The 26,742-nt window shown below is 40.0% G+C and carries 19 protein-coding genes; 4 read left to right on the top strand and 15 right to left on the bottom strand.

Translation table 11 applies throughout. The features are described from left to right. Positions 1-21 precede the first annotated feature (21 nt). From T375_RS04405 to T375_RS04375, 6 genes are all read right to left on the bottom strand, one after another. Positions 22-1,248, bottom strand: a complete 1,227-nt coding sequence (locus tag T375_RS04405) for an FKBP-type peptidyl-prolyl cis-trans isomerase (protein WP_049960291.1) — start codon at positions 1,246-1,248, stop codon at positions 22-24. 719 nt (positions 1,249-1,967) lie between these two features. Continuing rightward, positions 1,968-3,494 (bottom strand): 4-alpha-glucanotransferase, encoded by a 1,527-nt coding sequence (gene malQ / locus T375_RS04395; RefSeq protein WP_044935501.1) that lies wholly within the window; start codon positions 3,492-3,494, stop codon positions 1,968-1,970. Positions 3,495-3,504: 10 nt separating this feature from the next. Continuing rightward, positions 3,505-4,347 (bottom strand): carbohydrate ABC transporter permease, encoded by an 843-nt coding sequence (locus T375_RS04390; RefSeq protein WP_044935499.1) that lies wholly within the window; start codon positions 4,345-4,347, stop codon positions 3,505-3,507. Next, positions 4,347-5,198, bottom strand: coding sequence for a carbohydrate ABC transporter permease (locus tag T375_RS04385; protein WP_044936170.1), 852 nt, complete (start codon positions 5,196-5,198; stop codon positions 4,347-4,349). Before T375_RS04385 ends, T375_RS04390 begins: the two co-directional genes overlap by 1 nt. Before the next feature lie 91 nt (positions 5,199-5,289). Beyond that, entirely contained in the window at positions 5,290-6,600 is a 1,311-nt protein-coding gene (locus T375_RS04380; protein WP_044935496.1) for an ABC transporter substrate-binding protein, read from the bottom strand. A gap of 86 nt (positions 6,601-6,686) precedes the next feature. Further along, complete coding sequence (locus T375_RS04375; RefSeq protein ID WP_044935494.1) at positions 6,687-7,691, bottom strand: LacI family DNA-binding transcriptional regulator; 1,005 nt, start codon at positions 7,689-7,691, stop codon at positions 6,687-6,689. Between the two features lie 355 nt (positions 7,692-8,046). Here T375_RS04375 and T375_RS04370 point away from each other — a divergent pair, with 355 nt between their 5' ends. After that, positions 8,047-9,627, top strand: a complete 1,581-nt coding sequence (locus T375_RS04370; protein WP_044935491.1) for a DUF5722 domain-containing protein — start codon at positions 8,047-8,049, stop codon at positions 9,625-9,627. Between the two features lie 153 nt (positions 9,628-9,780). On the opposite strand, the gene T375_RS04365 is transcribed toward T375_RS04370, so the two are convergent. From T375_RS04365 to T375_RS04325, 9 genes are all read right to left on the bottom strand, one after another. Further along, entirely contained in the window at positions 9,781-11,157 is a 1,377-nt protein-coding gene (locus tag T375_RS04365) for a S1C family serine protease (RefSeq protein ID WP_044935488.1), read from the bottom strand. A gap of 63 nt (positions 11,158-11,220) precedes the next feature. After that, positions 11,221-13,053 carry a glutamine--fructose-6-phosphate transaminase (isomerizing) gene (gene glmS / locus T375_RS04360; protein ID WP_044935485.1) on the bottom strand — a complete coding sequence of 611 codons (1,833 nt, stop codon included), beginning with the start codon at positions 13,051-13,053 and terminating at the stop codon, positions 11,221-11,223. A 129-nt stretch (positions 13,054-13,182) separates the two neighbouring features. After that, on the bottom strand, positions 13,183-14,733 hold the full coding sequence (locus T375_RS04355; RefSeq protein WP_049960290.1) for an LCP family protein: 1,551 nt from the start codon (positions 14,731-14,733) through the stop codon (positions 13,183-13,185). Positions 14,734-14,860: 127 nt separating this feature from the next. Then, positions 14,861-16,159: a glycosyltransferase family 2 protein gene (locus T375_RS04350; RefSeq protein WP_155952430.1), complete on the bottom strand. Its 1,299-nt coding sequence runs from the start codon at positions 16,157-16,159 to the stop codon at positions 14,861-14,863. Positions 16,160-16,206: 47 nt separating this feature from the next. Further along, positions 16,207-17,628, bottom strand: coding sequence for a sugar transferase (locus T375_RS04345; RefSeq protein WP_044935479.1), 1,422 nt, complete (start codon positions 17,626-17,628; stop codon positions 16,207-16,209). Positions 17,629-17,667: 39 nt separating this feature from the next. Next, the gene (locus tag T375_RS04340; protein ID WP_044935476.1) at positions 17,668-18,894 is read right to left on the bottom strand and encodes a UTP--glucose-1-phosphate uridylyltransferase; all 1,227 of its coding nucleotides are present in this window, start codon (positions 18,892-18,894) and stop codon (positions 17,668-17,670) included. Further along, positions 18,894-19,874 carry a glycosyltransferase family 2 protein gene (locus T375_RS04335; protein ID WP_033151807.1) on the bottom strand — a complete coding sequence of 327 codons (981 nt, stop codon included), beginning with the start codon at positions 19,872-19,874 and terminating at the stop codon, positions 18,894-18,896. Before T375_RS04335 ends, T375_RS04340 begins: the two co-directional genes overlap by 1 nt. Positions 19,875-19,876: 2 nt before the next feature. Then, complete coding sequence (locus T375_RS04330) at positions 19,877-21,727, bottom strand: glycosyltransferase family 2 protein (RefSeq protein ID WP_049960289.1); 1,851 nt, start codon at positions 21,725-21,727, stop codon at positions 19,877-19,879. Then, on the bottom strand, positions 21,720-22,703 hold the full coding sequence (locus tag T375_RS04325; protein ID WP_044935473.1) for a glycosyltransferase: 984 nt from the start codon (positions 22,701-22,703) through the stop codon (positions 21,720-21,722). Before T375_RS04325 ends, T375_RS04330 begins: the two co-directional genes overlap by 8 nt. Positions 22,704-22,821: 118 nt before the next feature. On the opposite strand from T375_RS04325, the gene T375_RS04320 reads away from it, so the two are divergent. Genes T375_RS04320 through T375_RS04310 form a run of 3 tightly spaced genes read left to right on the top strand, consistent with a single transcriptional unit; the run spans position 22,822 to position 26,738 of the window. Then, a complete protein-coding gene (locus T375_RS04320; protein WP_049960288.1) occupies positions 22,822-23,754 on the top strand; it encodes a glycosyltransferase family 2 protein in 933 nt (310 codons plus the stop codon). A gap of 21 nt (positions 23,755-23,775) precedes the next feature. Next, positions 23,776-25,239, top strand: a complete 1,464-nt coding sequence (locus T375_RS04315) for a flippase (RefSeq protein WP_044935470.1) — start codon at positions 23,776-23,778, stop codon at positions 25,237-25,239. Further along, entirely contained in the window at positions 25,239-26,738 is a 1,500-nt protein-coding gene (locus T375_RS04310) for a hypothetical protein (protein ID WP_044935467.1), read from the top strand. Before T375_RS04315 ends, T375_RS04310 begins: the two co-directional genes overlap by 1 nt. Positions 26,739-26,742 lie beyond the last annotated feature (4 nt).

Genomic DNA, 26,742 nt, shown 5'->3' with positions numbered 1-26,742 from the left:
GGTAAAAATAGAAAGTATTTCCTACTGTTCATCAGCTTCTACTTCTACCTCAGATTCCAATTCTTCGTCTGTTACAACTTCTGAATCTTCCTCTGTATCAGCATCTGCATTAAGAACGTTTGTAGAATTAACTACAGCATTCTCTACACAGAAATCTGTTGCCTTTTCTGTACGATATGCAAGCTCAAAATATTTCTGTCCGCCATATCCATCTACAGTGAAATCAGCATAGAATGTATCAAGGTCTGTATAACCCATATTCTGATAAATTGGTGTGATGAACTCTGTGTAACCCTCTTCATCAACCTCTATACCTTCCTTATTAGCGATTGCTTCAAGGATAAGCTCTGTCTTAGTTGATTCCTTAACATTCTCTGTGAGAGTGTTGATTACTTCCTGGTAATCATATCCCATAGATGTAAGGTATGCTTCCATTGTTGTGCCGTATGCTTCATACTGCTTGCTCTGAATAGAAAGGATAAGATCTACTCTTGCCTGAAGAAGTCCCTCTGGTACCTCTGAAACAGTGCAGTTGTTAATGAGAGCATTTAATACTGCTGTCTCTGTATCATCCTCAAGATTGTCCTCTAATGAAGCTGTATATTCTTCCTTAAGAGCAGCGATATATTCATCAACTGTATCGTATCCGAAATTAGCTGATACTACATCATCTGTTAAGTCATCCTCAGACTCAATAGCCTTAGCAATGTAATTAATCTGGAATGTAAATACAACTGTCTGGCCAGCTAAATCTGTATTGCCATATGACTCAGGGAAAGTAACATCATATGCAACTTCATCGCCAACACTGTGTCCCACAAGACCTGCTGTAAATCCATCAATAAATCCTGTAGTACCACCAGCCATGCAATTGCCTGCTACATCAATCATCTGGTCCTCTGCTGAACCACCATCAAAAGGCACTCCATCCTGTGAACCAACATAATCAACATTTACAATTGAATCTTCCTGAACCTCTGTCTGGCTATCATCCTCAGCATAAACTGCCGCAGACTCAATAGTATCTGCTACATACTGCGCAAATCCTTCGTCAGTATACTCATACTCACCTTCGATTGTAACTTCAATCCCTTTGTAATCTCCCAGTGTAACGTAGTCGTCAACATTGTACTCTATCTCTGCTACCTGTGTAGTCTCCTCTGTAGCCTCATCAGAAGAACTTCCACATGCCACCATAGAAGTAGCCATCACTGTAGCTAAAGCTAATGCTAAAACTCTATTTTTCATCACAAAACCTCCGTCAAATATGCGAATCTTGCGCTATTGTACCACATATACCCCTCGAAATCAAAACCGTACCACCATCCAACTCCTACTCGCACGCCCCATAAAAGTACAATAAACTGGCTGCCCTCCGGGGCCCTGCACCGGTCTGTATAGGGGGAGTCATCGCATGAATATTATGTTTTTCTAAAGTGCAAGGCGAGCACACTTATTTACAGGTGTCTTTTGCAGGTCTGTACATTTTCTGAATCTGTATGTCTATGGACGGACACGCAGTTCTTGATTAGGATATGGATTTCAAAAACTATGGATACCTTTGGGTGATTTTGGAATGAGCCTAGTAGAACAAAAAGAGATATTTGATATGGATGAGCAGCTGCCGCTAGGACGGCGGCAGCAGTGGTCACTTGAAACACGATGTTGAATGTGCCACGGTGCTCATACATACAAATATCTCTTTTTTAGTTCTACTTAGCGAATGTAATATGAACCCAAGGTACCATAGCTTTGGAAATCCATATTAATAATATTATAGTGTCCGTCCTAGCCAATACAGATTCAGAAAAAGTTCATCCCGCAACAAGACACCTGCAGTATGCTCGCCTATTGCACTAAGAAAAACTATAATATTCGCGAAATCGACCCCCCCTATACAGACCGGTGCAGGGCCCCCGGAGGGCAGCCAGTTTTACATACACTAGGGGTGCGAGTAGGAGTATGGGTTATTTTTTAGCCTTTGATTTTGCAGGCTTTTTAGGGGTTTCTTTTTTCTTGGTGCGGTCGTACATGACAGACATTTTGTAGATTTTTTCTGCAAGGTCGTCTGTGATTTCGTCCTCGATAAGACGCCACTGCCAGTTGCCTGAGTCTGTGCCTGGGATGTTGATACGATTGTATTTGCCAAGGCCAAGGAAGTCTTGCATCTGAGCTACAAAGAGTATGGCCACCGAACTCATGCCACCACGAATCATGCCCCAGTTAAAGCCCTCTGATTTGGAGATTCCTAGATACTTGCTGGCATATTCTTTGTCTTTTTTGTTGGCCTCCTGGTACCATTCCATGACGGTTGCATTGTCGTGAGTGCCAGTGTAGCATACACAGTTTTTGTCGTATGTGTGTGGCTGGTAGTTGTTTGGTTCTCCTGAATCGAATGCAAACTCAAGTACCTTCATGCCTGGCCACTTGCTGTCATGTAGAAGCTCCACAACAGTTGGAGATGGTTCTCCTAAATCCTCTGCTATGAATTCGATATTTGGGAATTTTTCAGATAGTAGACCTACCAAATCCATTCCAGGGCCTTTCTTCCATTTGCCCTTTTTTGCGGTCTTCTGCCCTGCTGGAACTGCCCAGTATTCATCAAAGCCTCTGAAGTGATCAATACGTAATACATCATAGAGCTTTGCAGCACCTTCGATTCTACGAATCCACCAACGGTATCCATCCTTCTTTAGAGCCTTCCAGTTATAGCATGGATTACCCCAAAGCTGACCGTCTTCACTAAAATAATCTGGTGGAACACCGGCCACCTCAACTGGATAGTTTTCTTCATCCAGGCTAAAGAATTCTGGCTCAGCCCAAACATCACATGAGTCCAATGCTACATAGATTGGTAAATCTCCAATGATTTCTATTCCTAAATCATTGATATACTTTTTAAGCTTGGTCCACTGCTTGAAGAACAAATATTGAATGTATATAAAGAATTCAATATCCTTTTCTAATAGCTTTCTGTATTTTTCTACGGCCTCTGGCTTGTGAAGACGGATATCTTCCTCTGGCCATTCCTGCCAACTAAGCTGTCCAAAATGTTTTTTAATGGACATAAATAGAGCATAGTTCTCTACCCATGGATTGTTTTTCTTAAAGTGAGAAATATCCCCTAACGCAGCCTTGTAGCCTCTTTCCTTTGCCTTTTCAAGAATCTTGAATCTGCTGCTATAAATCTGTCCATAATCCACGTATCTTGGATTTGTTCCCCAGTTTTCAGCCTCTACTTCCTTTTTTGTAAGAAGCTTTTCCTCAATCAGCATTTCAAGATCTATGAAATAAGGGTTTCCGGCAAAAGTAGAAAAGCTTTGGTATGGGCTGTCGCCATAGCTTGTTGGGCCCAGTGGTAAAACCTGCCAATACTTCTGACCTGAAGCTTTCAAAAAATCTGCAAATTTGTACGCTGCCTTTCCAAATGTGCCAATGCCATATGCAGATGGCAATGAAGATATAGGCAGTAAAATACCGCTACTTCTTTTCATATTCTCTCTCCTAGCCTTTTACAGCTCCAGCAATTACGCCTTTGATAATATATTTCTGAAGGCAAATATACATGATGATGATTGGTAAAACTGTCATCATGATGCATGCCATCATTGGTCCCATTTCAACATGTCCATAGCTGCCGCGGAAATACTGAATAAGAATTGGAATAGTCATGTATTTCTTACGGTCTAGAACAAGATATGGTAATAAGTAATCATTCCAAAGCCACATTGTTTCAAGGATAGCTACTGAAATAAGTGTAGGCTTCAGTATAGGTAATACAATCTGGAAAAATGTCTGGATTGGATTACAGCCGTCAATCATTGCTGCTTCCTCAATTTCCAGAGGAATAGACTTCATAAATCCTGTAAACATAAACACTGCCAATCCAGCGCCAAAACCTAAATATATTATACATATATTGAATGGTGTATCCAAATCCAATCTATCAGCTGTAGATGAAAGTGTGAACATAAGCATTTGGAATGGAACTACCATTGAGAACACGAAAAGAGCATAACATACTTTTGAGAGCATTCCGTGAACTCGTGTTATGTACCAAGCGCACATTGATGTACCAATCAAAATAAGCACATCAGATGTGACAGTGATAACTAAGCTGTATCCAAAAGCTGCTGCAAATCCCTTTGAAGAAAGAGCATCCTTATAGTTTTCAAGACCTATAAAGCTCTTCGCATCTGGCAGTTGAAAAACTGTGTTAGTGCTGATAAATGTATCACCCTTAAGCGAGTTGATTAATATCATAAAAACTGGATAAATCCAAAGTACAGCCAAAATACACAAAACAATAAATACAATACCCTTGGCAATTTTCTCTTTTGCTTTCATTACTGCTGCACCTCCTTTGATTTAGTAAACTTCAACTGAATCATGGAGATAATAATTACCATAATACAGAAGATAACAGCCTTTGCCTGACCATAGCCTTTCCACTGAGGGCCTGTACGGCTGTAGAAGGTGTTGTAAATATTAAGAGCAAGCATCTCTGATGCATGTGCAGGTTCGCCGCCTGTCAATGCCAGGTTCTGATCAAAGAGCTTGAATCCATTAGTGATTGTAAGGAAGGTACAAATTGTAATTGAAGGCATTACATTTGGAATCTTTACTCTGAAAAGTATCTGACTTGTTGTAGCGCCGTCAATCTTTGCAGCTTCAATATAATCATCAGGAATAGATTGAAGTCCTGCGATATATATAATCATCATGTAACCAATCTGCTGCCAGCACATAAGAATTGTCAAACCGATAAATCCATATGTTGCATTAAGAGCAAGAAGTGGCTTTTCCAAAAGTGAAAGGACACAGTTTAAAAGAATCTGCCAAATGTAACCAAGAACAATACCACCGATAAGGTTTGGCATAAAGAAAACTGTTCTAAAAAAGTTAGATGCTTTTATTTTGTTTGTAAGTGCCAGAGCAATAGCAAATGCTATTACATTTATTAACACTGTGGATACCACAGTAAAAAGCGCTGTAAACCAGAATGAATGCCAAAACTCACTATCTAGTATTGCATACGCGTAATTGTCTACTCCAATAAATGTTGCTTTTTTAATAGTTGTAAATTTACAGAATGATAAATACAAACCTTGTACAAATGGATAAATAAAACCAACGCAAAAAGCTGCTAAGGTAGGTAGTACAAAAATGGGCCAGTATTTTCTAATAGCTTTCTCCATAGCAATCTCCAATCCCAAAAAATTTGGAGGGCGTTAGGCCTCGCCCTCCTAAGAATAAAAGAAGAAAAAATACTCTAAAAAGAGTCTTTCTTTAGTTATTAGCTGCAGCGTATTCTGATGCCCAGCCATCAACGAATGCTGAAACAACATCGTCCCATGAACCTGTGCCTGCTGCATATGCTGTAAGAGCACTACCTACGCCATTCTTCCATTCTTCTGAAGGCATAGTTGTGAAGTTCCAAGAAACTGGTGTCTTGCCTGCTTCTGTGTATGCTCTATCGTTAAGTACGAAAAGGTTAGTTGTATCTGCTGCATTCTTGAAAGGAATTACACCGATGTTTTCAGAAAGCATCTGTGTACCTGCCTCAGATGTAACCATCCATGTAAGGAAATCAATTGTTGCCTGAATATCTTCTTCTGATGCTTCAGAGTTTACACACCAATAGTTCTCTGTACCTGTGCAAAGTCCCTGATTAGCCTCATCGCCTGCGCCAATGTAAATTGGAATCATTGCAAGCTGATCATCTGTCATACCCTTATCTGTAAGGTTCTTATATTCCCATGAACCATTCTGATAGAATACTGCCTGGCCCTCTGCAAATTCATTTTCTGCATCATCACCAGTCTTACCAGCTAACTCAGAAGGATCACATGTTGCATTGTTGATGTAGAGATCCCACATTGCCTTGTAGTTATCAAGGTATGTACCTTCGATTGCGTCTGTAGAATCGATGCCCTTGTCCTGATACTCGAAGTAAATAGGGAGGTTTGCAAGGTGTGTCTTGAATCTCCAATCAGAAGAACCATCCATACCTGCTGATGTAAATGCTGAGAATCCAAGCTCTCCTGAACGAGCTGTGATATCTTCTGCAACTGTCTTTAAGTCATCGAAGCTTGCGATGTCATCAAGTGTGTATCCAGCCTGCTCAAGTAATTCTGTATTTACGATAAGTCCATAAGACTCGATAACATATGCAATACCTGCAACAGAATCCCCATCATAAAGAGCAAATGAATCACTTGTTAACTCATCATAGAGAGATGAACCCTTAAGGTCATAGCAATAGTCCTTCCAGTTAGCAAGACCTACTGGACCATTTACCTGGAATAATGTAGGAGCCTCGTCTTTAATAATCTCAGATGACAATGTCTCCTCGTATGTACCAGAAGCTGCTGTAATAACTGTTACAGGAACACCTGTCTCTTCTGTGTACTGTGCAGCGATTTTCTGCCAAGCCTCATCTGCCTCCGGCTTGAAGTTAAGGTAATAAACCTGTCCGCTTGCGCTATCTCCTGTGCTTGCAGAACCACCATCGCTACTTTCGCTTGAACCACAGCCTGCAAATGCAGCTGTCGACATCATTGCGATCAACCCTAATGCCAATACTTTCTTCATCTTCATTTCTTACACTCTCCTTTTTGTGTATGATAATTTCTATGTTTCAACAAAGGACTCTATACCTCCTTTGTAAAAACCAAGAGAATTACCTACTTAAGAGTCTCACCTTCTCTTAAAGTAGTTGGAAGAATCACATGTCTGTATGTGCGTTTCCCATTAATGATATCTACCAACAATTTCACTGCTTCACTGCCCATTTTTTCCATTGGCTGACATAGAGTTGATAACACAGGATTCATGTATTCAGAAGCTTCGATTCCATCTATCGCAATAACCGCAACATCATCTGGCATCTTTTTACCAGCTTCCCTCAAAGCTTTCATTGCTCCCATTGCCATATTATCTGAGATAGCAAATACTGCTGTGAATTCTCTATTCTTTTTTAACCATTCTTTCATGCCTGCATAGGCATCTGCAATATTGAAACTATTGATCTCTATTATCAGATTTTCCTCTAGTTGTATTCCAAAATCCTTCAATGCTCGTTTATAGCCGGCAAATCTCACCTGGCTGACTGAGCCATCCTCCACTCCTGATAGCAAAACAACTATCTTTCTGTGGCCTTCATTAACCAAATATTCCACTGCATCATATGCAGCCTGGTTGTCATCTATACATACACTTGAATAATCAGATTTATCTAATGTTCCATACTGATTATTGAATGTACAACATACATAAGGAACATTGATGCTAGTCATTCGTTCCTTTGTATAATCCAAATTTCCTCCAAGAAAAATCAGACCCTGGAGCTTCTTATCCCTTTCCATTTTGGCTGCGGTCATAATCTCATCTTCGCCTGCTGCGATTTGCTGCATCACCATGGTGTAACCAGCCTTTTCAATTCCGCTTCCAATCTCTGTAATAATCTTTGTGTAGAATGGGTTAGATAATCCTCTTACAACAACACCTATGTTGTCTGATGAAGTCTTACCAAGCTCCCTTGCGCTAGTGTTAGGTATATAGTTGTACTCTTGCACAACAGCTAATACCTTTTCCTTAGCTTCCTCGCTTACGTCAGGATGGTCATTAAGCACCCTTGATACGGTACTGACACTTACACCTGATAAACGTGCAATGTCTTTAATTGTCATGATTTTTCCTTCCTTTATTGAAACTACACAGCCTTTTTATTTAACATTCAGGGGCCTAATCCATCCTGTTATCAGCTATGTTTAGTTTTTCTGGAACCGTTACTGGTAACGTTTCCAGTACGTGTAAATAATATCCTTTATGCCCCACTACGTCAATATCTCTAAGGCCATTTCGTCCTTTCTCACAAATCGACTATGAAAATTTTGTGAAATACTCTTGTATCTCATTTATGTTTTTTCTATGTTATTTTCTTGTATATTTTATAATTTCTATGATTTTTAATAATAATCATGCTATATTTTTAGATGACTCCGCTATCGGAGAAGATTCATCAGCTGAAAGGAGCTATGATATATGAAGATTTCTAAAAAAATTGCTAGCATCGCATTTGCATTAGTTTTTTCACTTAGTGCATTTCTAGCAGTACCTAGCCTTAACGCAGAGGCTAAAACAAAGTCAGCATCCAGTGGTGTTACAATCGCCGCAGCTTTGATTCAAGGCACTGATGTTGTTGTCACAACTTCCGGTGCATCATCATCAGAGGATGGTTTATATCACCTTGTAGCATCTGATGCGAACCAGACAGCACCAGCAGGTGTTGATGTAGCCCAGGTCACAGCAGCTTCCGGAGCAACATTCTCTGTTCCACTTGGAAAAGGAACTGCAAGCACAATGCTTTTCAAGAAGTTTACTGTTTGTGTTATGAAGGGTGGAGCTCTTTCACCTGTTTCAAACAGCATGTACATTACAAATCCTGAAGGATGTGCTACATATGCATGTGCAAGAATGGATTATGGAAAGAAGGGTATTCTTCCAGCACTTGATGTTGCAACATTCAATAAGAACCAGCCAAGAGATCTTGGTTGCCAGCAGGTTCAGTTAACTCTTCCACTTTCATGGATTTCAAATGGTGGTGGTTCATATAGTTATAACGGAAAGGTTTATCACTTTGAGACAGCTAGACTTTCTGGATATGATAACGCTATTAGAAAATACAATGGAATGGGATGCCAGGTTACATTAATTATTGTTGTTGACCAGGCAGCTCAGACAGAATTTATTAATCCTTATTCTTATGATGGATTAGGACTTCACAATTACTATGGATTAAATGCTTCAACTACTGAAGGTGTAGATATCCTCAGTGCTGCAGCAGCATTCCTTGGAAACAGATATTCAGGTCACGGCTTCGGACAGGTTGATAACTATATCATCGGTAACGAAGTAAACGCTTGGGGAGATTGGAACTACATGAACTGCGGTTCATTAGAAGCTTTCACACAGCAGTATACAAATGCATTCCGCGTCATGTACAACGGAATCAAATCTGAAAACGCAACAGCTAACGTATACGTTTGTACAGATCAGCAGTGGGCTAGAGCAGGTGCAGCAAATTACTATGCTGGTAAGTCTTTCTTAACTCAGTTCAACTCAATGATTAAGGCAGAGGGAAATGTTGATTGGAGACTTGCAACTCACGCTTACATGACACCACTTACAAGTGCAACTCCATGGGCAGCTTCTAGCAGCTTAACACACAGCCAGAACTCACCATACATTTCACTTCAGAATATCGATGTAGTAACAGACTTTATGTGCCAGAGCGATATGCTTTCACCAACAGGTGCAGTTAGAACTGTAAAGCTTTCTGAACAGGGATACACATCACTTTCAGGTGAAGACCTCCAGGCAGCTGCAGTTGTATACGCATACCTTGTTGCTATGAACAACAGTCACATTGATGGAATGATTCTTTCACGTGAGAAGGATGATCCAGGTGAAATCGCACAGGGCCTCGCTAATGGACTCTGCAACGTAGACGGTTCAAAGAAGATGTCCTACACCTTCTATCAGAACTGTGCAGACCCTAATGTAGTAGCGCAAGCCAGCGCAATAGCAGGGGTAGACCTCAACACACGTATAACACCACGATAAACTATGAGAGCCATGCTGTTACGGCTACAAGCCTACTGATTTCTCCGCTCGACAACACGTCTCGCTTGAGAAATAGTAGAGCTTGATGCCTACAGCATGACTCATATAATTTAAGGCTAGCCAAGTAATTATGGCTAGCCTTTTTTTTACGATTTACTGAACCGCGTCAACCTTATGTGTAAGTGTTACTTCTACGGTTTCTTCTTCGTAGTTATTTGATGCCTTGGCGACAGTGACCTCTACGGTTGTGCCGGCTGGAAGGTACTTCATAATGTTGTTGAGTGTGTTTACAGATGTAACTGTACGTCCGTTGAATGATGTGATTACGTCATCAACTTCGATACCAGCTGCTTCAGCACCTGAACCTGCAACAACCTGAGCTACGTATACACCAACTGGAACATCATACTGCTCAGACATTTCTGATGTAATATCCTTACCAGCGATACCAAGATAAGAAGCATCAAGCTCTGATACAACATCGTTATCAATCATCTGCTGGATAATATCCCATGCATAAGAGATAGGAATTGCATATCCCATACCTTCTACAGACTCATCTGCAAGCTTTGCAGATACAATACCGATTACCTCGCCTGTCGCATTAAGTAATGCACCACCTGAGTTACCTGGGTTAACTGCTGCATCTGTCTGGATAAGGCTGTTAGTAACTATATTTCCGTCGTCGTCTGTGATTGAAACCTCACGGTCCTTAGCAGAAATAATACCAGTTGTTACTGATGTACCATAACCAAGTGCGTTACCGATTACGATAGCTGCCTCACCTACAACTGTTGAATCTGAATCGCCAAGTGTAGCAACCTTGATTACTGAAAGAGTATCTGAAGGGATATCTGCAACTGCAACTGCTACTACAGCAAGGTCGCATGATGAATCAGTTCCTTTGATTGTTCCTTCAACAGCTTCGCCGTCGTTGAAAGTAATTGTAAGTGTTTCAGCACCTGAAACTACGTGGTTGTTTGTTGCAATGTAAATGTAGTCATCATCCTGTGAGATGATAATTCCGGAACCAGCTGATGTTGTCTCCTGCTGCATTGTTCCAAAGAATGTCTGGTATTCTGTAAGACCTACATTTGTAACCTGTACGATTGCTGGAAGAACATTTTCAGCAATTTCTGATACATCTGAAGTAACTGTTGTAGATACTTTGTTTGATGTAGTAGAAAGAGCTGTGCCACTTGCGCTATCAGATGTGTCTTCTGTCTCTGTAGATTCAATTGTTGTTTCTGCTGATGCAGACATTGGTAAGAATCTGTTTGAAACATATACTACTGACTGGAATGCTGTACCTGCAATCAATCCAAATACTAAAGCGATTGCCGCTGCACGTCCAAGCTTTGCACCGAAGCCTGTGGTCTTCTTTGGCTTTTTATTCTTATTACCATTGTCGTAAGGTGACCATTGATAATAAGACTCACCTTGGTTTATCTCGTCCTTCTTGTAGGAATATGAACCATTGTTGTTTTCTGGCCCATTGTTTGAGCCTCCATTGTTGTATAAATCACTCATAAACTCGCCTCCATTTAAACTTTTAGTAAGAATAACCCAGTAATGTGATAGTCAGGTGACGGTTTATTCAACAGTAACTGACTTTGCAAGGTTTCTTGGATGATCCACATCAAAACCTTTGCCCACTGAAACATAATATCCAAACAACTGAAGTGGAATAATAGCCAATGAGTTTGTAAAGTATCTGTTTGTCTGTGGAACATACATTACATAATCTGCCACTTCTTCAATGTCTTCATGTCCAACTGTTGTAACAGCAAGAATGAAAGCGCCACGTGTCTTGCATTCTACGATATTTGAAACAGTCTTTGCATAAACGTTTTCCTGAGTTGCAACTGCTCCTACTAATGTGCCCTCTTCAATAAGAGAGATTGTTCCGTGCTTTAATTCGCCAGCTGCATATGCTTCTGAATGAATATATGAAATCTCCTTAAGCTTAAGAGAACCTTCCATAGCAATTGCATAATCAATTCCACGACCAATAAAGAATACATCCTTTGCAGCAACAAATCTGTTAGCAAATTTCTGGATACGTTCCTTATTTCCAAGGAGCATTTCTATCTGCTCTGGAAGCTTCTTTAAATCTGTGATAAGAGACTTCATTTCATCTGCTGAAAGAAGACCTCTAACATCAGCAAACTTCATAGCAAGTAAGTATAACGCTATAAGCTGTGCTGAGTATGCCTTTGTTGTAGCAACTGAAATCTCAGGACCAGCCCATGTGTACATAACCTTTTCAGCCTCACGAGCAATTGAAGAACCTACTACGTTTACAATAGCAAGTGTCATGTTGCCCATTGCACGAGCCATACGAACTGCTTCCTTTGTATCTGCTGTCTCACCAGACTGGCTGATAGCAATAACAAGCTCGTTCTCCTGAAGGATAGGGTTTCTGTATCTGAACTCTGAAGCTATATCAACCTCAACGGGGATACGTGCCATTTCCTCGAAAACATATTTAGCTGTAACACCTGTGTGATATGCACTACCGCAGGCAACGATACGAATACGTGAAATAGATTTGATTTCATCATCGCTCATTCCAAGCTCTTCGATATCAACAGTGTCATTTTTAATTCTAGGATTAAGTGTATCACGAACTGTCTTTGGTTCTTCGTGAATCTCCTTAATCATGAAGTGGTCATAACCACCCTTTTCTGCTGCATCAACATCCCAATCGATTGTCTTAGATTCCTTCTCGATTGGCTGTCCATCTACATCAAAGAACTCAATTGAATCCTCTGTAAGGCGTGCAATTTCTTCGTTCTCGATGAAGTAAACGTTTCTTGTGTATTTAAGAACAGCTGGTACATCAGATGCGATTAAGTTGCCGTCTTTTCCAAGACCAACAATAAGTGGGCTGTCCTTTCTTACTGAATAAATCTGATCTGGATAATCAGCAAAAATAATACCAAGAGCGTAAGCACCTTCTACACGGTGCATAACCTTTGTTACGCATGTAAGAGGATCATTGCCCTGCTTATAATAGTAATCAAGTAAGTGAGCAACAACCTCTGTATCTGTCTCAGACTTAAAGTTGTATCCACGCTTGATAAGCTTTTCCTTAAGCTTTGCATAGTTTTCAATAATACCATTGTGAACTACTGCGATTGTCTCTTCCTCATTGAGATGTGGATGAGCGTTTGTCTCGCTTGGCTCACCGTGAGTAGCCCAACGTGTGTGACCAATACCGATTGTACCCTGCATTGTCTCACCATCGTGAGTTTTCTCGCTAAGAAGACGAAGACGTCCCTTAGCCTTTTCATATTCGATTTTGGTGCCATCATAAACAGCCATACCAGCTGAGTCATAACCTCTGTACTCAAGCTTGCTAAGTCCATCCAAAAGGATTGGTGCTGCCTGTGACTTACCAACATATCCTACTATTCCACACATATATTTATTCCTTTCATAATACGCTTTATTAATAACATACAAGCCCTTTGATTTTACTACTATTTGCTCTAAAAGTAAAACAGGGACCAGCCATAAGGCCAGTCCCTGTGAATGAACTTTATCGATATATTAATCCGTCGTTTGTGTGATTGTCGCACTATCTTCCGTGAATCCTGTTTCATTAACAATGTGGTCGCTAATAACATCAACCATATCGTCAGTAGGATCGTAATCAGTCTGGTCATACAAGAACTCATGTAACTGCGAAACATTTGATGAAAGTGTACATGGTACCAATACTGAACCAGTAGTCTTGCTAATTGTAGTAGAGTTGAGTGCAAATGGGAATCCTGTTGAATCAGAAATCTCATAATCACCAACTGATGCTGCCATTGAAAGCACCTGTGAAAGTGACAAGCTTGTTGAAATGCTAGGGAATACATCATTTGCAATATCATTTAATGTAGCCACATTAGCTTTCTTTGCTTTTTCAATAATCTGCTTGATAACAGCACGCTGATTCTCAGCACGACCGTAATCGTTATCTACTGCGTATCTGTTACGGCAGTAACCAACAACCTGTGCACCGTTAAGTGTGTATGTTCCTGGGCTGTCGAAGTAGCAGTCTGAATACTTCCATCCATCCTCTTCGTTTGGATAGTAGTTAAGTACGTTCTCAACCTCTGCAATATAACCTGCAAGAGCGTTCTGATGTGTCTCTGGGTTGTCTGTGTCAATCATCTTCTGAGTGATTTCAAGCTCCAAACCGCCTAAGTCATCGACGATAGTAGCAAGTGCGTAGAAGTCAACTGATACGTAACCAGAAATCTTAAGGTCGAGGTTAGTATTAAGCATGCTGATAGCAGTCTCAACACCACCATGGTTGTATGCGTAGTTACATTTTCTGTATGTGCCCTCTGTAATCTGGAGATATGTATCACGCTGTACAGAAACCATCTTAACTTCTTTTGTATCGTTATTGATAGAAACAAGAATGATTGTATCTGAGTTACCACTATCAAGGTTACCATTAGAACGGTTATCAACACCGAACAATGCAAGTGTGGTGTAGTTACTTAACAACTCTTCTGTCTCTGTATCAAGGTTGTTAACTTCGATTTCATCCATGTTGATGTTGTCCCAGTTAACCTTGCCGAATTTGTTCCAGAAGAAGAAGATAAGCAAAAGAAGCAACAATACTACGATTTCAACAACAATAATTGTTCTTCTTGTCTTCTTTTTCTTGCCGTTTCTTCCTGAACCCTTGCGTCCACTAGGAACATTTCTTCCTCTAGATGAAGATGAGCTTCTAGTTGGTCTGCTGCTTGAGTGAGAAGAAGAAGGCTTCTTTTTTCTCTTAGCAGAAGATGAATGAGCAGCAGCTGCTGAAGTTCTGTGCGAGCTTGCTGAGCTACGTGGTCTGCTTCCACTTGCACTGTGGCTACCACTAGGTCTGCGAGCGCTCATTGATTCACTCTGTAAGTCATAATCATATAAATCGATTTCATCGTCCAATGAAAGATCTGGAGAAATATCAGCATCTCTACCGTATGATCTAGATACTGGTCTTCCTGTTGCTGGTCTACCAGATGCTCTATTGGCAGAAGTTCTGTTTGTAGGTCTTGCGCTTCTAGTTGAACCCGAACTTCTTCTTAAATCGTAATCTTCAAAATTACTCATCGGATAATTACTCCCATCTTAAATTAAATTTAACTATGCTAGTCTACTCTATGGCTTAATTAATTGTCAAGAAATCTGAATTATTTCTGTCACATTCTATAAAAAACGAGGTAAAAATTTATCATTTTTACTCTTGTGTTCCCGGCAATATATAATTTTCCATACCAACCGGTAAATTCTTATTGTAAAATGTGTCACCATTCTTAATGATTTCACCATGTTTTTCCATCAATATTTCATGAGAATCGGTGGATGTTATTGTCACTCTGTTCTTTTTTCTAGCAATAACTTTTGGAATGACTATTGTTCTAAATCCTCTGGCTTTTGCTCTAAGACAAAAATCAAACATTGCATCCTGACCAGAAAGTCTGGTGTCGAAACCATGAAGCATTCGATACACCTTTGCATCAATCATGCAACAGCCTGCATCTACCATCGCTACGTCCCTTGGCATACTAGCCAGGTTTTCATAACTGTCTCTGAAAATACGCTGGCCATGAAATGCTGGATACCAGGCACCATCTGTATCAAACACATATCCCACATTGTCGTAGGTGAAGCCTCTATCTATAAAGCGAGCACCTACTACGGCCACATCAGGCTGATTCAGATATGCATACATTTTCTTAGCATTGTTTCTTGTGTAGAGCTTAACATCCTCCTCTTTAAAGAACATGTAATCTTTGGAGAAACGCCTAAAGGATGTTTCATCGTAATCCAAATGCCATTTCTTTAGAGATGCATCGATACGTCCCTCTGCAATAACTCCTGTTTGGCGAAGATAAGATATAGCAAGTGCCATATGCTCCTTGCAATAAAAATTAGCTTCGGCTCTTTGCTCCTTAGTAAGAAGCTTGTCTGAAGTACGTTTGTGATACAAAAGAGATGGAATATGCTCTATAGATTCTTTTTTGAATGCTGCCCGAAGAAGATATTCATAGATATAGGCAGTCTGAGCCTTTTCATTGAATTCTCCCAATCGGTTATAAACATTCCTTGCAATTGCAACAAACTCACCGATATAGTTTGTCTGCAATAATAGTTCTTTGTTGAAATCACATTTAAAATGAGGGTTCATTCTATCCTGGCCAACAATTTCATCATTATCCGTATATACGATACTGTCATTGTCCAGCTGTGAAATCTTTTCATTTAAAAATGATAAAGTCTTAAGACTTAATCGATCGTGCTGTCCTAAATAAACTAGATAATCCCCTTCTGCAAAATGGGCGCCTATGTTATACGCATAGGCACCTCCAGATTTCTTTTTCAGTCGACGATAATGAACCTTATCTACAATGTCAGGGAAGAATTCCTTAATGGTAACTTCGATGGCATTGGAAGGATTATTATCTAGTATATAAAGTTCAAAATTACGGTACTCCTGCTCATCAATAGACTCTAGACAATCTTTGAAATAATCCATATCCGTATCTATAGTCCAGATGACCAAAGAAAAATATGTATCCGCCACTATTTCGAGCCCTTTCCGCCAAAAACAACAGCTATAGTCTTAAATATTATCTTGATATCTAATCCAAGAGACCAATTAGATATATATTCTGTATCAAGAGCAACTACCTGCTCAAAATCCTTTATGTCGCTACGTCCGCTAACCTGCCACATTCCTGTAAGGCCTGGCTTGATTGACAATCTAGCCTTGTGATGGAGAGCATAGTTTTCGTATTCCTCTTCAAGTGGTGGTCTTGTTCCAACAAGAGACATCTCTCCGATTAGAACGTTCCAGAACTGAGGTAACTCATCGATAGAATACTTTCTAAGGAAATGTCCGATTGGTGTGACACGTGGGTCATTTTCCATCTTGAACATATTTCCCTTCATCTCGTTCTGAGACATAAGCTCTTTTTTGCGCTCTTCAGCATCAATGTACATGGTTCTGAATTTGTAGAATCTAAATCTACGACCATTTTTTCCGATTCGTGTCTGAGTGAAAAATACTGGTCCTGGAGACTGAAGCTTTATAACTGGTGCAAAAATAACAAAAGCAATAAATGCTAAAACCAATCCTACGATTGCGCCGCAAATATCCATCAATCTCTTTAGGAACGCCTGTCTATTGTTGGCAATATGCATACTTGTTGTAAGTACAACATAATCGCCATATGTTTCCATAATACGATTTGGCATAAGATTGTTTGTGTGAATCAAGGACATGTGAACTGTAAGTCCCTGCTCAACCAAACGTCCTGCCAAGCTTTCCTCGCTAGCTCTAGTGTTACCATCAAGGAAAATTTCATCTACTACATTTGTCCTGAGGTATTCAAAAAGGCTATCCGCATTTGCGACTACTGGAATGCCCTGAATCTCCTGACCAGTCATATCTTTATCAACAACTACAACGCCCTCAACCTTAAACTCTGTGTATGGGCTGTGAGCAATTTCTGAAAGACAATGATCCACTGTGGTGGACTCTGCAACAACCACCATTGATGTTTTGTTGACATCCAAAAGCTTTCTTCTGCGAATGATTCTCTTCCAGAAAACTCTGACGATGTATGTAACAACAATCATCGCTACACCGAAAGCGCCTAAAGCAAATCGTGAGTAGTAGTATGATGTTTGGTTGGCATACATGTAAAGTAATACGCCAAGGAAGTTTATCAAGCTGTGCCATACAGTGGAAGTAATTTCTTGATATTTTGTTCTTCTTAATATTCCTGTGTAAGTCTCGGTAAAAAGTACACCTGTCAAATCAATGAATGGCAATATTTTTGCCAAACTCTGATAGAGGTTGTACCATTCAAAACGGTCCAAAAAGATTACGCTGTGGAACTTGATATAAACACCAATAAAAAGTGCCAGCTCCGCAGCAATCATATCAAGGATTATAAAATCCAAATGTTTTACCCAGGAACGCTTCTTTTTTTTGTACAAGTCTTTCTCCTTTAACCTAGGCAGCTAAGCCACCTTTAGTTAGAGTATAACTCCATTTTTCTTAAGCAATTCTTTTGCGCTGTCTACTGAATCTACACCGTGAAGATTTTTGATTGGTGCAAATTCGTGTACTCTGTCTACCTCGAATGCAAGGTTTGAATCCATCATGTGAACCATATCAAGAACTAAAAGCTCGAACTTGTAGCCGTTTGGTTCTTCTGGTGAAACATGATTTCCATCAGCATCGATGTGTGGAATCTTTTTCTCAACAACGTGTACAAGCATGTTGTTGTTAACGATTTCATCAAGCTTCTCAAGTGAGAATAAGTAGTTGAGGATAACGCCGTATTTGTAAAGAAGGCTTCCGTCCTCTGCTCTTGCCTCTGCCATCTCATCTGACATTTCGTAGTACTCAACGATTGATGGCTTGCCGTCCTCAAGGCAAAGAAGACCCATTTTTTCCTGTGGATCTACCTTGCGAACAACCTTTGAGCCTGCTTCGTATCCGCCTGCAATTGTAGCTCCAACAAATACTGGATCTGCAATTCGCTGACATACATTATCTACTGCAAAGATGTTAATCCACTTAACACCCTTTGCCTTCATTTCCTTATCAAGGCCTGCCTTTACCATTGATGCATACCAACCACCATTTCCGTTTGGTGATGTAGCAAGACGGCCCTTCTCCTCAAGAAGAAGCTTGCCATTGTAATCAACAGCACAAGCCATATCCTGAATGAAGTACTTAACGTACTCAGGATTGTATCCAAAATAATCATGCTCAGCGAAGAAGTCACGTGTAGCCTGATCATTCTTTTCACTTGTCATAATATAAAGAGGGACAAAACAACCTGCCTGATTAACAACATCCATAAGATTGTTGATAAGGCACTGGAAAATGTAGAGCTCTTTTGTTTCGCCAACATTAAAACATCCCTTTGGTAAATCAAAACCAAGACGAGTGCCCATTCCACCTGCAAGAAGAACTGCTGCTACTTCGCCTTTTTTGATTGCCTCTAATCCGATTGCTTCGAACTCATCGTGCTTCTTTGCAATTTCAGAAATACTTACTGCTGGAGGAACGCTAAACTCTCCTCTTGCTGCAGCTTCGTTTGAACCGATAAGCTTGAAGTCTGGCCAATTAATATTTTCAATCTGATTAAGAAACTCTGTCTTGTTTTCCTCAGGAAGCTGGTCGAAGAAATTCATTACGTGTTCCTGATTATTCTCCCTCAGTATCTCGAGTGCTTTTTCCTTATTTAACATTATAAGTTATTCTCCTTTTTATATCCATCTTTATTATTCACCCCATCGTAATCCATCTTTCTTGTATGGTACTCAATATCCTCCAAAATCTTACGATTCTTTGCAAGAAGATCACCAATGAGCGCAATCATTAGGGAAATGAATCCCATGATTAAAAGAGTACAGCCAAGTATAAGTGACTGAACATGTCCCGCTGAATTACCCATTGAAACATATACCAAATATCTGATGATAACCCCTAATCCAACAATAAATGGTATTATAGCCAAAAGACTGAATGTCTTCAAAGGCTGATACATTAAATAAGCCCTAAGTATAGTAACCATGGACTTTTTAACATAGCCCATCATGCTGTTGAACAGTCTTGATGGTCTAAGCTCGCCGTTGGTACGGATTGGTACACTGGTCTGAGCGATTTTATTGCGCCCCGCTTGCACAATAGTCTCAAGTGTATATGTATAATCGTTTGTAACGTTGAGCCTCATGGCTGCATCCCTTGAATATGCTCTAAATCCACTAGGAGCATCAGGGATATCTGTGTTGCTGGCTTTCTGAACCACCCAGCTTCCGAAGTGTTGTAACTTCTTTTTCAGTGGTGAGAAATGCTCTGTCTCATCGATTGGTCTTGCACCAATAACAATATCTGAGCGTCCCTCTAAAATTGGTCTAACTAAAAGTTCTATATCGTCTGCGACATATTGATTATCTGCATCCGTATTTACGATAATGTCTGCTCCATGGCGAAGGCAAGCATCAATACCTGCCATAAATCCATAAGCAAGTCCTTTGTTACGACGGAGATTAACGATGTGATGTACACCCCAACGTTTTGCAACCTCAACAGTGTTGTCTGCACTTCCGTCATTTATAATTAAATATTCAATTTCATCGATTCCATCAATATGCTTAGGCAAATCATTTAAGGCTATCTCAAGTGTCTCTGCCTCGTTGTAGCATGGAATCTGAATGATTAATTTCATAGCTACTCCTTACTTCTAAATGAATAGTCGAATTTGGTGAGTGATAGGTTTGGGTTGTAGTATGGATCTCCCTTATCAAGCACTGACTGCCACTTTGACATAAAGTACTCTGTCTCTGATTCCATACGAGCCTTTTTTCCATCATCCTCAAGGTCCAGTCCTCGGCTCACCGACTCTAAATGATACCACTCTGAAAATGGAGTGTAAACGCACAGTAAATTCTTGGCACGAAGCTTCAAGCAAAAATCTACGTCGTTGAAGGCAACTGCAAGGCCTTCGTCAAATCCTCCAACTGCTTCAAAATCTGACTTGCTAGTAAGCAAGCATGCTCCTGTAAGAGCTGATAAATCCTGGACGCAAGTGCTTCTGTAGAAATAGCCAACCTGCTCTCTGCCACTTCCTAAGAACTGTGAGTTGGCAACTCCGCCAAGGCCAAGTACAAGGCCGGCATGCTGTACAGTGTTGTTTCCAAAATAGAGTCTTGCACCAACAGCACCTACATCACCTCTGCGAACGAATCCCATCATCTCTGAAATGCTGTCAGCATTAATCATGCGAGTGTCGTTGTTGAGCATCAGGATGTACTCACCATCAGCGTGAGCAACTCCATAATTCATAAGAGCAGAATAATTGAATACTCCCATGGTGTCTGGATGTTCTTTTGTAAAATCAACAACCTTCGCTTTAATATCTGTTCTATTTTCAAGCTGTGTGTAGTAGTTTCTGATTGATTCTTCTGTAGAATTATTCTCTACAATTACGAACTCCACATTTGGATAATCATTTTTCTCAACGATGCTATCAATGCATGCCTTTAAATCCTCTACGTGATTCATGTTTGGAATCACAATTGAAAGAAGTGGTGAATCTGGCCACTGATAGATTGTACGGTAATATCCAAGGTGAGTATCAAGCTCTACGCGAGCTGGTATTCCAAGGCGCTTGTAATGATTTTCAACTGCACGTCGACCATTTTCATAGGCATACATTTTTGCCTCTGGATGATCTGCAGTTGAATCTGGATGACATCTCCAGTGGTAAAGCACCCTAGGAATGTGATATATATTGGTGCATTTTTCCAAAACCCTAAGGTCGAAATCGTGGTCCTGTGCACCGTCAAACTCAGAGAGAATTCCGCCACTCTCTTTTACAATGTCCGCTCTAACTACAAAAAGATGCGTGATGTAGTTGTGAGAGCAAAGCAAATCAATATTGAAATCTGACTTGAAGTGAGGAAGGAAATATTCTTTGCCCTCCATGTCGATTTTATCTTCGTCAGAATAGATAGCCTCGATTGTATCGTCTTCATTTAAAGCTTTTGCAATATAGTACATTGCATCTGGAGTGATAAGATCATCGTGGTCCGTAAATCCGATATAGTCTCCAGTAGCAAGCTCCATTGCTGCGTTTGTATTGCCTGCAATACCTGTATTATCACTTAGTTTTTTATAGATGATTCTTTCATCCCAAGTACCATCGGTAGCCTTTAGAATGATATCCTTCAAGCCTTCCTCTGGGCTGCCATCACCAAGGCAAAGCTGCCAGTGTGGATAAGTTTGAGCTGTGAAGGACTGAATTAATTCTATAAGGAATTCTTCCTTTGTGTTATATAACGGAATTACGATACTGATAACTGGATTGTATTTAAAAACAGTATGCTTTTGCTTATCTAATTCTTCTTTTGTAATTGGATTTTCTTTAAGGAACTGTCTGTAGCTGTAGTGCTCCTGGTCGTGTTTCATAAGCTTTCTAACTGTCTTTGCCACAGTCTTTTTAAAGCCATAATGCTGTAGATAAAGTAATCCTTTTTCTATTTTGTTAGTAGGTTGCTTATATTCTTTTATTTCACTCATAATCGAAAAAATCTTTTATTGCTTCAGCTAACGCTGTAGAATCTCCCATTTTTACAAAAATATGGCTGCTGTCTAGTGTGAACAGCTCGTGGTTGGCTGGGCCATCACCAAGTATCATAGGCCTGCCCATTGCCTGATATATGTATGCCTTTCCAGGAATTGTCCTCTTAGCTTTATCGATGGTTCCTGAAAAATGGCCTGCCAGGCATAAATCTGCCTGAGCGATATGCTCTGCCAACTCCTGCTGACTGAGCCAGTTTATATAAGATATATTATTCTGGATTGGTTTGTCCATAGCCGCTGGCACTGGACCAATTATTTCAAATGAAATATCTGTATCATCCTTGAAATGCTTCAGTGCATCTAAAATCACATCCACTCCCTGAAGATTTAGAATAGATCCAAAATACAAAACCTTTTTCTGTGAATCCGATGTCTTTTTATCCCTTGGATAATAGATGCTTGCATCAGCCTCAAGATATAGAACCCTAAGCTTTTCCTGGCAAGCCCCAAGCTCATCTGCAAAAAACTCACCGTGTGCCTTTGTATCGCAGACTATGTAATCTGCCTTTTTGAGTGTACTTTCATCAAGGCGATGGCAGAACTTTGAAAGGAAGCCGCCATCTTTGAACTTCTTTCTATCAAGCACCATGGTGTCATATACAGAAATAAAAAAGTCGATGATGACAGTCTTTGTTTTAAACTTCCAAGAGAAAAAAGGCATAATAAGCTGAGGAGCAAATCCCACAAATACAATATCAATGTCTTTCATGGACTTTTTGAACAAGCTAGCAAACACAAATGCAAGGCGCTTTGGATAGCTAGAGGATTTGCTTCCGATTATCTCTACCTTTGATGCAAGGCGAGATAGATAATTAATCTCTTGGGAAACTCTGATATAATCTAAATTTTTAGTTGTTATATAAAGAACCTTCTTCCCCTTAATGAGGGAATCCAGTTGACTAAATTGTTCCATATTATAATCCCTGACAACACAGTTTGTATAAGTATACCACACTTGCACATTCCTTGCATTGCCTAGGGTATTGTTTTAGAATAGTTTATATTTAATTACATGTGAAAGGCGCGCTTTTATGGCAACCATTTCAGTTTTATTGTCCACTTACAATGGGCAAAAATATATTACCGAACAAATACAAAGCATACTGAAACAGACTTTTTCAGACTTTGTTTTATATATTCGAGATGACGGTTCTAGTGATGACACATTAAACATCATTCATAATTTAGCTTCTACAGATTCACGAATTGTTGTCATCAACGATGTTTCAGAAGATACAAATACAAATTTAGGATTCGGAGAAAGCTTTAGCACCATCGCCAAATATGCTCTTACAAATAGTGATGCTTCTTATTTTGCTTTTTGTGATCAGGATGATTATTGGGAAGAGGATAAATTGGAAGTAGCTTTGTCTTATTTTGAAAAGGCTAACTCAGATACACCTATTCTTTTTGCGTCTAATTACTATATATGTGATGATGTGTTGAATGTGACCGGCACTTTCAACGAAACTAATCCTATGACTGATGTCACCTTCGAGAATCTTTTCTTTGAAGGAGTATTTCCCGGTTTCACCATGATGATAAACAGAAAGCTTGCTGAGCTTTCATTTGATAACAATTACTCCAAAGATATTTATTATCATGATAAGTGGGTCACTTTAATTGCCCTTGGATTAAATGGTCAAATCATTTACAGTGAAAAGCCTTTAGCCAAATATAGACGCCACAGCGACGCAGTATCATCCACAAATCTAGGCATCATCAAAAAGATTAAATGGAGAGTAGATAAGGTTTTAAATGGTGATTTCTGTCCTCGAACAAGGCAGATGTTAAAATGCTTTTCTGAATTGTTTTACAGCCAGGTTGATACTTCAATAAAACATTTTTTGGATACTTTCAATTCAAGTAAGATTTTCAAAAAGACATTTTACCCAAAGCATCTTCGCAGAAGTTTTTCAGGAGAAGTTATGCTTCGACTAATTCTACTACTTGGAAAACTATAATACCTTTAGGACTATATTTTAATGAAAGAGAAAAACGTAAAAAAGAATTATATATATAATGTAGCATATCAGTTACTTGTTATTATCACACCTCTTCTGACTGCACCATACATTTCCAGAGTGCTGGGCGTAGATGGCATCGGTGTTTTTTCTTACGTAACTGCCATTGCTGCATTTTTCATTATTTTTGCCACCTTGGGCACATCTACTTATGGTCAGCGTGAGATTTCATATGTGCAGGCTGATGCCCACCGACGCTCGGTGGTATTTTGGAACACAGTAATTTTCAGATGTACCTCTACTGCAATATTCCTATTAATCTACGGCATCTTTGTTTTTGCCCTAAGACCAGAATGGATGATTATTTACATCATTCAGTTCATCGAAATAATCAATGTTGCCTGTGATACATCATGGTTCTTCCAAGGCTTGGAGGAATTCGGCAAAATCGTTGGACGTAATGCCATTTTCAGATTAATAAACCTGGCAATGGTTTTTACTCTTATCAAAGATGAAAACGACCTGGCCCTCTATACTGCAGCCACTGCCATCATCACCATGGCCGGACACGTTTCACTTTGGGCGTACCTTCCAAAATATCTTACAAGGATTTCAAAATCCGAGCTTACACCATTTGCTGATACTCACGTGATTCTAGGATTGTTTTTGCCAACTATTGCTGTTCAAATATATCAGTATCTAGACAAGATTATGATTCGCCTCATCAACGGTGGCAGTACTGAAAACGGATACTATGAACAGGCTATGCGAATCACAAAAATGGTGCTGGTACTTGTCACATCAATGTCCACAGTTATGGTTCCTCGCATTGGCAGATACTTTGAAGAAGGCAACAAGGATGCCATTAGAAATGCCATGTACAAGGCCTACAGATTTGCATGGTTTTTAGGCCTGCCTCTTATGTTTGGATTATTTGGAATTGCCGACAATTTCATTCCTTGGTTCTACGGCCCAGGCTATGAAAAAGTAATCGTGCTTTTAAAGATTGTTTCAGCTATCACAGTGGCCATCTCAATCAACAATGTAACAGGCATCCAATATTTAGTTCCTACAAAAAGGGAAAACTTATACACAAAGACAGTGCTTTACGGAGCAGTTATCAACTTCTGCTTCAACCTGATGTTAATACCAAAGCTTAGCTCTTATGGAGCTGCAATCGCTTCTGTCATCGCCGAAGCATCAATCGCTATCATCCAGCTATTCGTCATTAGAAAAGAGCTGGAAATCAAGCGCATCATAGCGCCAATACCAAAGTATTTATTCTCTGCAGCTATGATGTTACTATTACTTATAGTAGAAAGTCGTCTCCTGCCAAACACAATCATCGCAACATTTATCATGATTGTCAGCGGAGCCGCAGTATATTTTATTCTTTTGCTTATACTTGCTGATTCATTCTTCATTGAGAATGCTAAGTCAGTTATTAATAAGATTTCAAGTAAATTGAGTGGAGTTAAAAAATAATGAAATTAGTAGCTTACATTTTAATTGCAGTGTTTTTTATATTAGCTATTGCTGCCTTTTATTTTGCAATCAACGTAAAAGGCAGAAAGGCATTTATAGCTTTTATATACCTGTTTTGTTTAGTATTCACTGCAAGTGCAGGCGTCTTTTACGCCAACTATGTTCCTGACACATCGCCAGATGAATCAGCCCATATTGCATATGTTTATTACCTGGAAAGCACAGGTGAGATAATTCCTCATTTCGAAGACATGCACATCTTCAGCAATGTTGTTATGAAATGGTCGGAAATTCCAAACTATGCTTACATGGAAGATCTTGTTAACTATCTATGCCACCCACCTCTTTATTATCACATCATGCGTCTTGCTGGTGGCTTTTCTCCTACAGAATCAGATGTAGTTATTACCATCCAAAAAATGCAGCTTCGATACTTCAGCTTAGGCATCAGCATCATTGGACTTTTGCTGTTTTTCTACATCGGCTACTCCAGATTATCAAAGGATATGCCATGGCTTCATCTTGTCTACGCAATGACTGTATCATCAATACCAATGCTTTCATATGAGCTTTGCGCCGTAACAAATGATGCACTTACACTTACAACTGCAGCACTTTGCATCCTTGGATTGATAAGATTCAGTGAAGGCAAACGCAACATACTAACTTATGTTTTAGTAGCACTTGGCATCACAGCATCACTTTTGACAAAGCTCACAGCTGCCATTCTGTGCATCGTAATGGCACTTATCGTACTTATCGCAACCATGATAAAAGAAAAAAGCCTCGCACCACTTATCTGCAAGGCCTTCTTCATATCATTACCAATATACGCCATAGCTATCGCCTACTACGGAATCATTTACTCTCGCTATGGAACTTTACATCCTTCATTGGAGCTTATCTCCTCAAAGGAATACTTCGAAAATACGATATACTACGTTGCCGAATCAGAGCGTCGCACCTACGACTTCGCCCAATACATTTCCTACTACATGGAGCGATTCTTCCTATCTTGGTCCGGCATCGAATCTGTATACCGTTTCACAAAAACCTACATATACAGCCTCACAGCCATACCATACGAAATCCTCTGGGTAATCCCAGCACTTGTATTCACACCTGCTGTAAAGAAATGTGCTGGCAAGCTCAGCCTACCAGTCATCGCAGGATGGATTTCACTGATAGTTACATTCCTCTACCAGTTTAAAAGCGCCTACGGCTCATTCCAAAGCCGTGGCTACCTTGGAGGCTTCGCATCACGCTACTACATGCCATTCATGCCAATCTTCGCACTGGCCGTAGCCCTACTATTCCTTGGCATGCACGCAGACAACGGATTCGAACCAAGCACCGGCGTCACCACAATCTCCGGCGACTTCCCAACCTACCGACGCCGCCTACTGTACAACACACTAATCTACATCCTGGCCCTTGCCTTTGCCTTCCTCATGTACTACGGAAGCCTACCATTCTTCCTGCTGCACTACGCAGACTAGGTGG

It is taken from the genome of Pseudobutyrivibrio sp. LB2011 (genome assembly GCF_000701765.1).
Lineage (GTDB): Bacteria > Bacillota > Clostridia > Lachnospirales > Lachnospiraceae > Pseudobutyrivibrio > Pseudobutyrivibrio ruminis.
The sequence above is the reverse complement of the archived record's forward strand: the minus strand, read 5'-3'. Positions and strand labels throughout refer to the sequence as shown.

Bases quoted from the DNA above. Each gene is read 5' to 3' on its own strand.
- T375_RS04405 (WP_049960291.1), bottom strand. From the start codon at position 1,248: ATGAAAAATAGAGTTTTAGCATTAGCTTTAGCTACAGTGATGGCTACT.
- malQ (WP_044935501.1), bottom strand. From the start codon at position 3,494: ATGAAAAGAAGTAGCGGTATTTTACTGCCTATATCTTCATTGCCATCT.
- T375_RS04390 (WP_044935499.1), bottom strand. From the start codon at position 4,347: ATGAAAGCAAAAGAGAAAATTGCCAAGGGTATTGTATTTATTGTTTTG.
- T375_RS04385 (WP_044936170.1), bottom strand. From the start codon at position 5,198: ATGGAGAAAGCTATTAGAAAATACTGGCCCATTTTTGTACTACCTACC.
- T375_RS04380 (WP_044935496.1), bottom strand. From the start codon at position 6,600: ATGAAGATGAAGAAAGTATTGGCATTAGGGTTGATCGCAATGATGTCG.
- T375_RS04375 (WP_044935494.1), bottom strand. From the start codon at position 7,691: ATGACAATTAAAGACATTGCACGTTTATCAGGTGTAAGTGTCAGTACC.
- T375_RS04370 (WP_044935491.1), top strand. From the start codon at position 8,047: ATGAAGATTTCTAAAAAAATTGCTAGCATCGCATTTGCATTAGTTTTT.
- T375_RS04365 (WP_044935488.1), bottom strand. From the start codon at position 11,157: ATGAGTGATTTATACAACAATGGAGGCTCAAACAATGGGCCAGAAAAC.
- glmS (WP_044935485.1), bottom strand. From the start codon at position 13,053: ATGTGTGGAATAGTAGGATATGTTGGTAAGTCACAGGCAGCACCAATC.
- T375_RS04355 (WP_049960290.1), bottom strand. From the start codon at position 14,733: ATGAGTAATTTTGAAGATTACGATTTAAGAAGAAGTTCGGGTTCAACT.
- T375_RS04350 (WP_155952430.1), bottom strand. From the start codon at position 16,159: ATGGATTATTTCAAAGATTGTCTAGAGTCTATTGATGAGCAGGAGTAC.
- T375_RS04340 (WP_044935476.1), bottom strand. From the start codon at position 18,894: ATGTTAAATAAGGAAAAAGCACTCGAGATACTGAGGGAGAATAATCAG.
- T375_RS04335 (WP_033151807.1), bottom strand. From the start codon at position 19,874: ATGAAATTAATCATTCAGATTCCATGCTACAACGAGGCAGAGACACTT.
- T375_RS04330 (WP_049960289.1), bottom strand. From the start codon at position 21,727: ATGAGTGAAATAAAAGAATATAAGCAACCTACTAACAAAATAGAAAAA.
- T375_RS04325 (WP_044935473.1), bottom strand. From the start codon at position 22,703: ATGGAACAATTTAGTCAACTGGATTCCCTCATTAAGGGGAAGAAGGTT.
- T375_RS04320 (WP_049960288.1), top strand. From the start codon at position 22,822: ATGGCAACCATTTCAGTTTTATTGTCCACTTACAATGGGCAAAAATAT.
- T375_RS04315 (WP_044935470.1), top strand. From the start codon at position 23,776: ATGAAAGAGAAAAACGTAAAAAAGAATTATATATATAATGTAGCATAT.
- T375_RS04310 (WP_044935467.1), top strand. From the start codon at position 25,239: ATGAAATTAGTAGCTTACATTTTAATTGCAGTGTTTTTTATATTAGCT.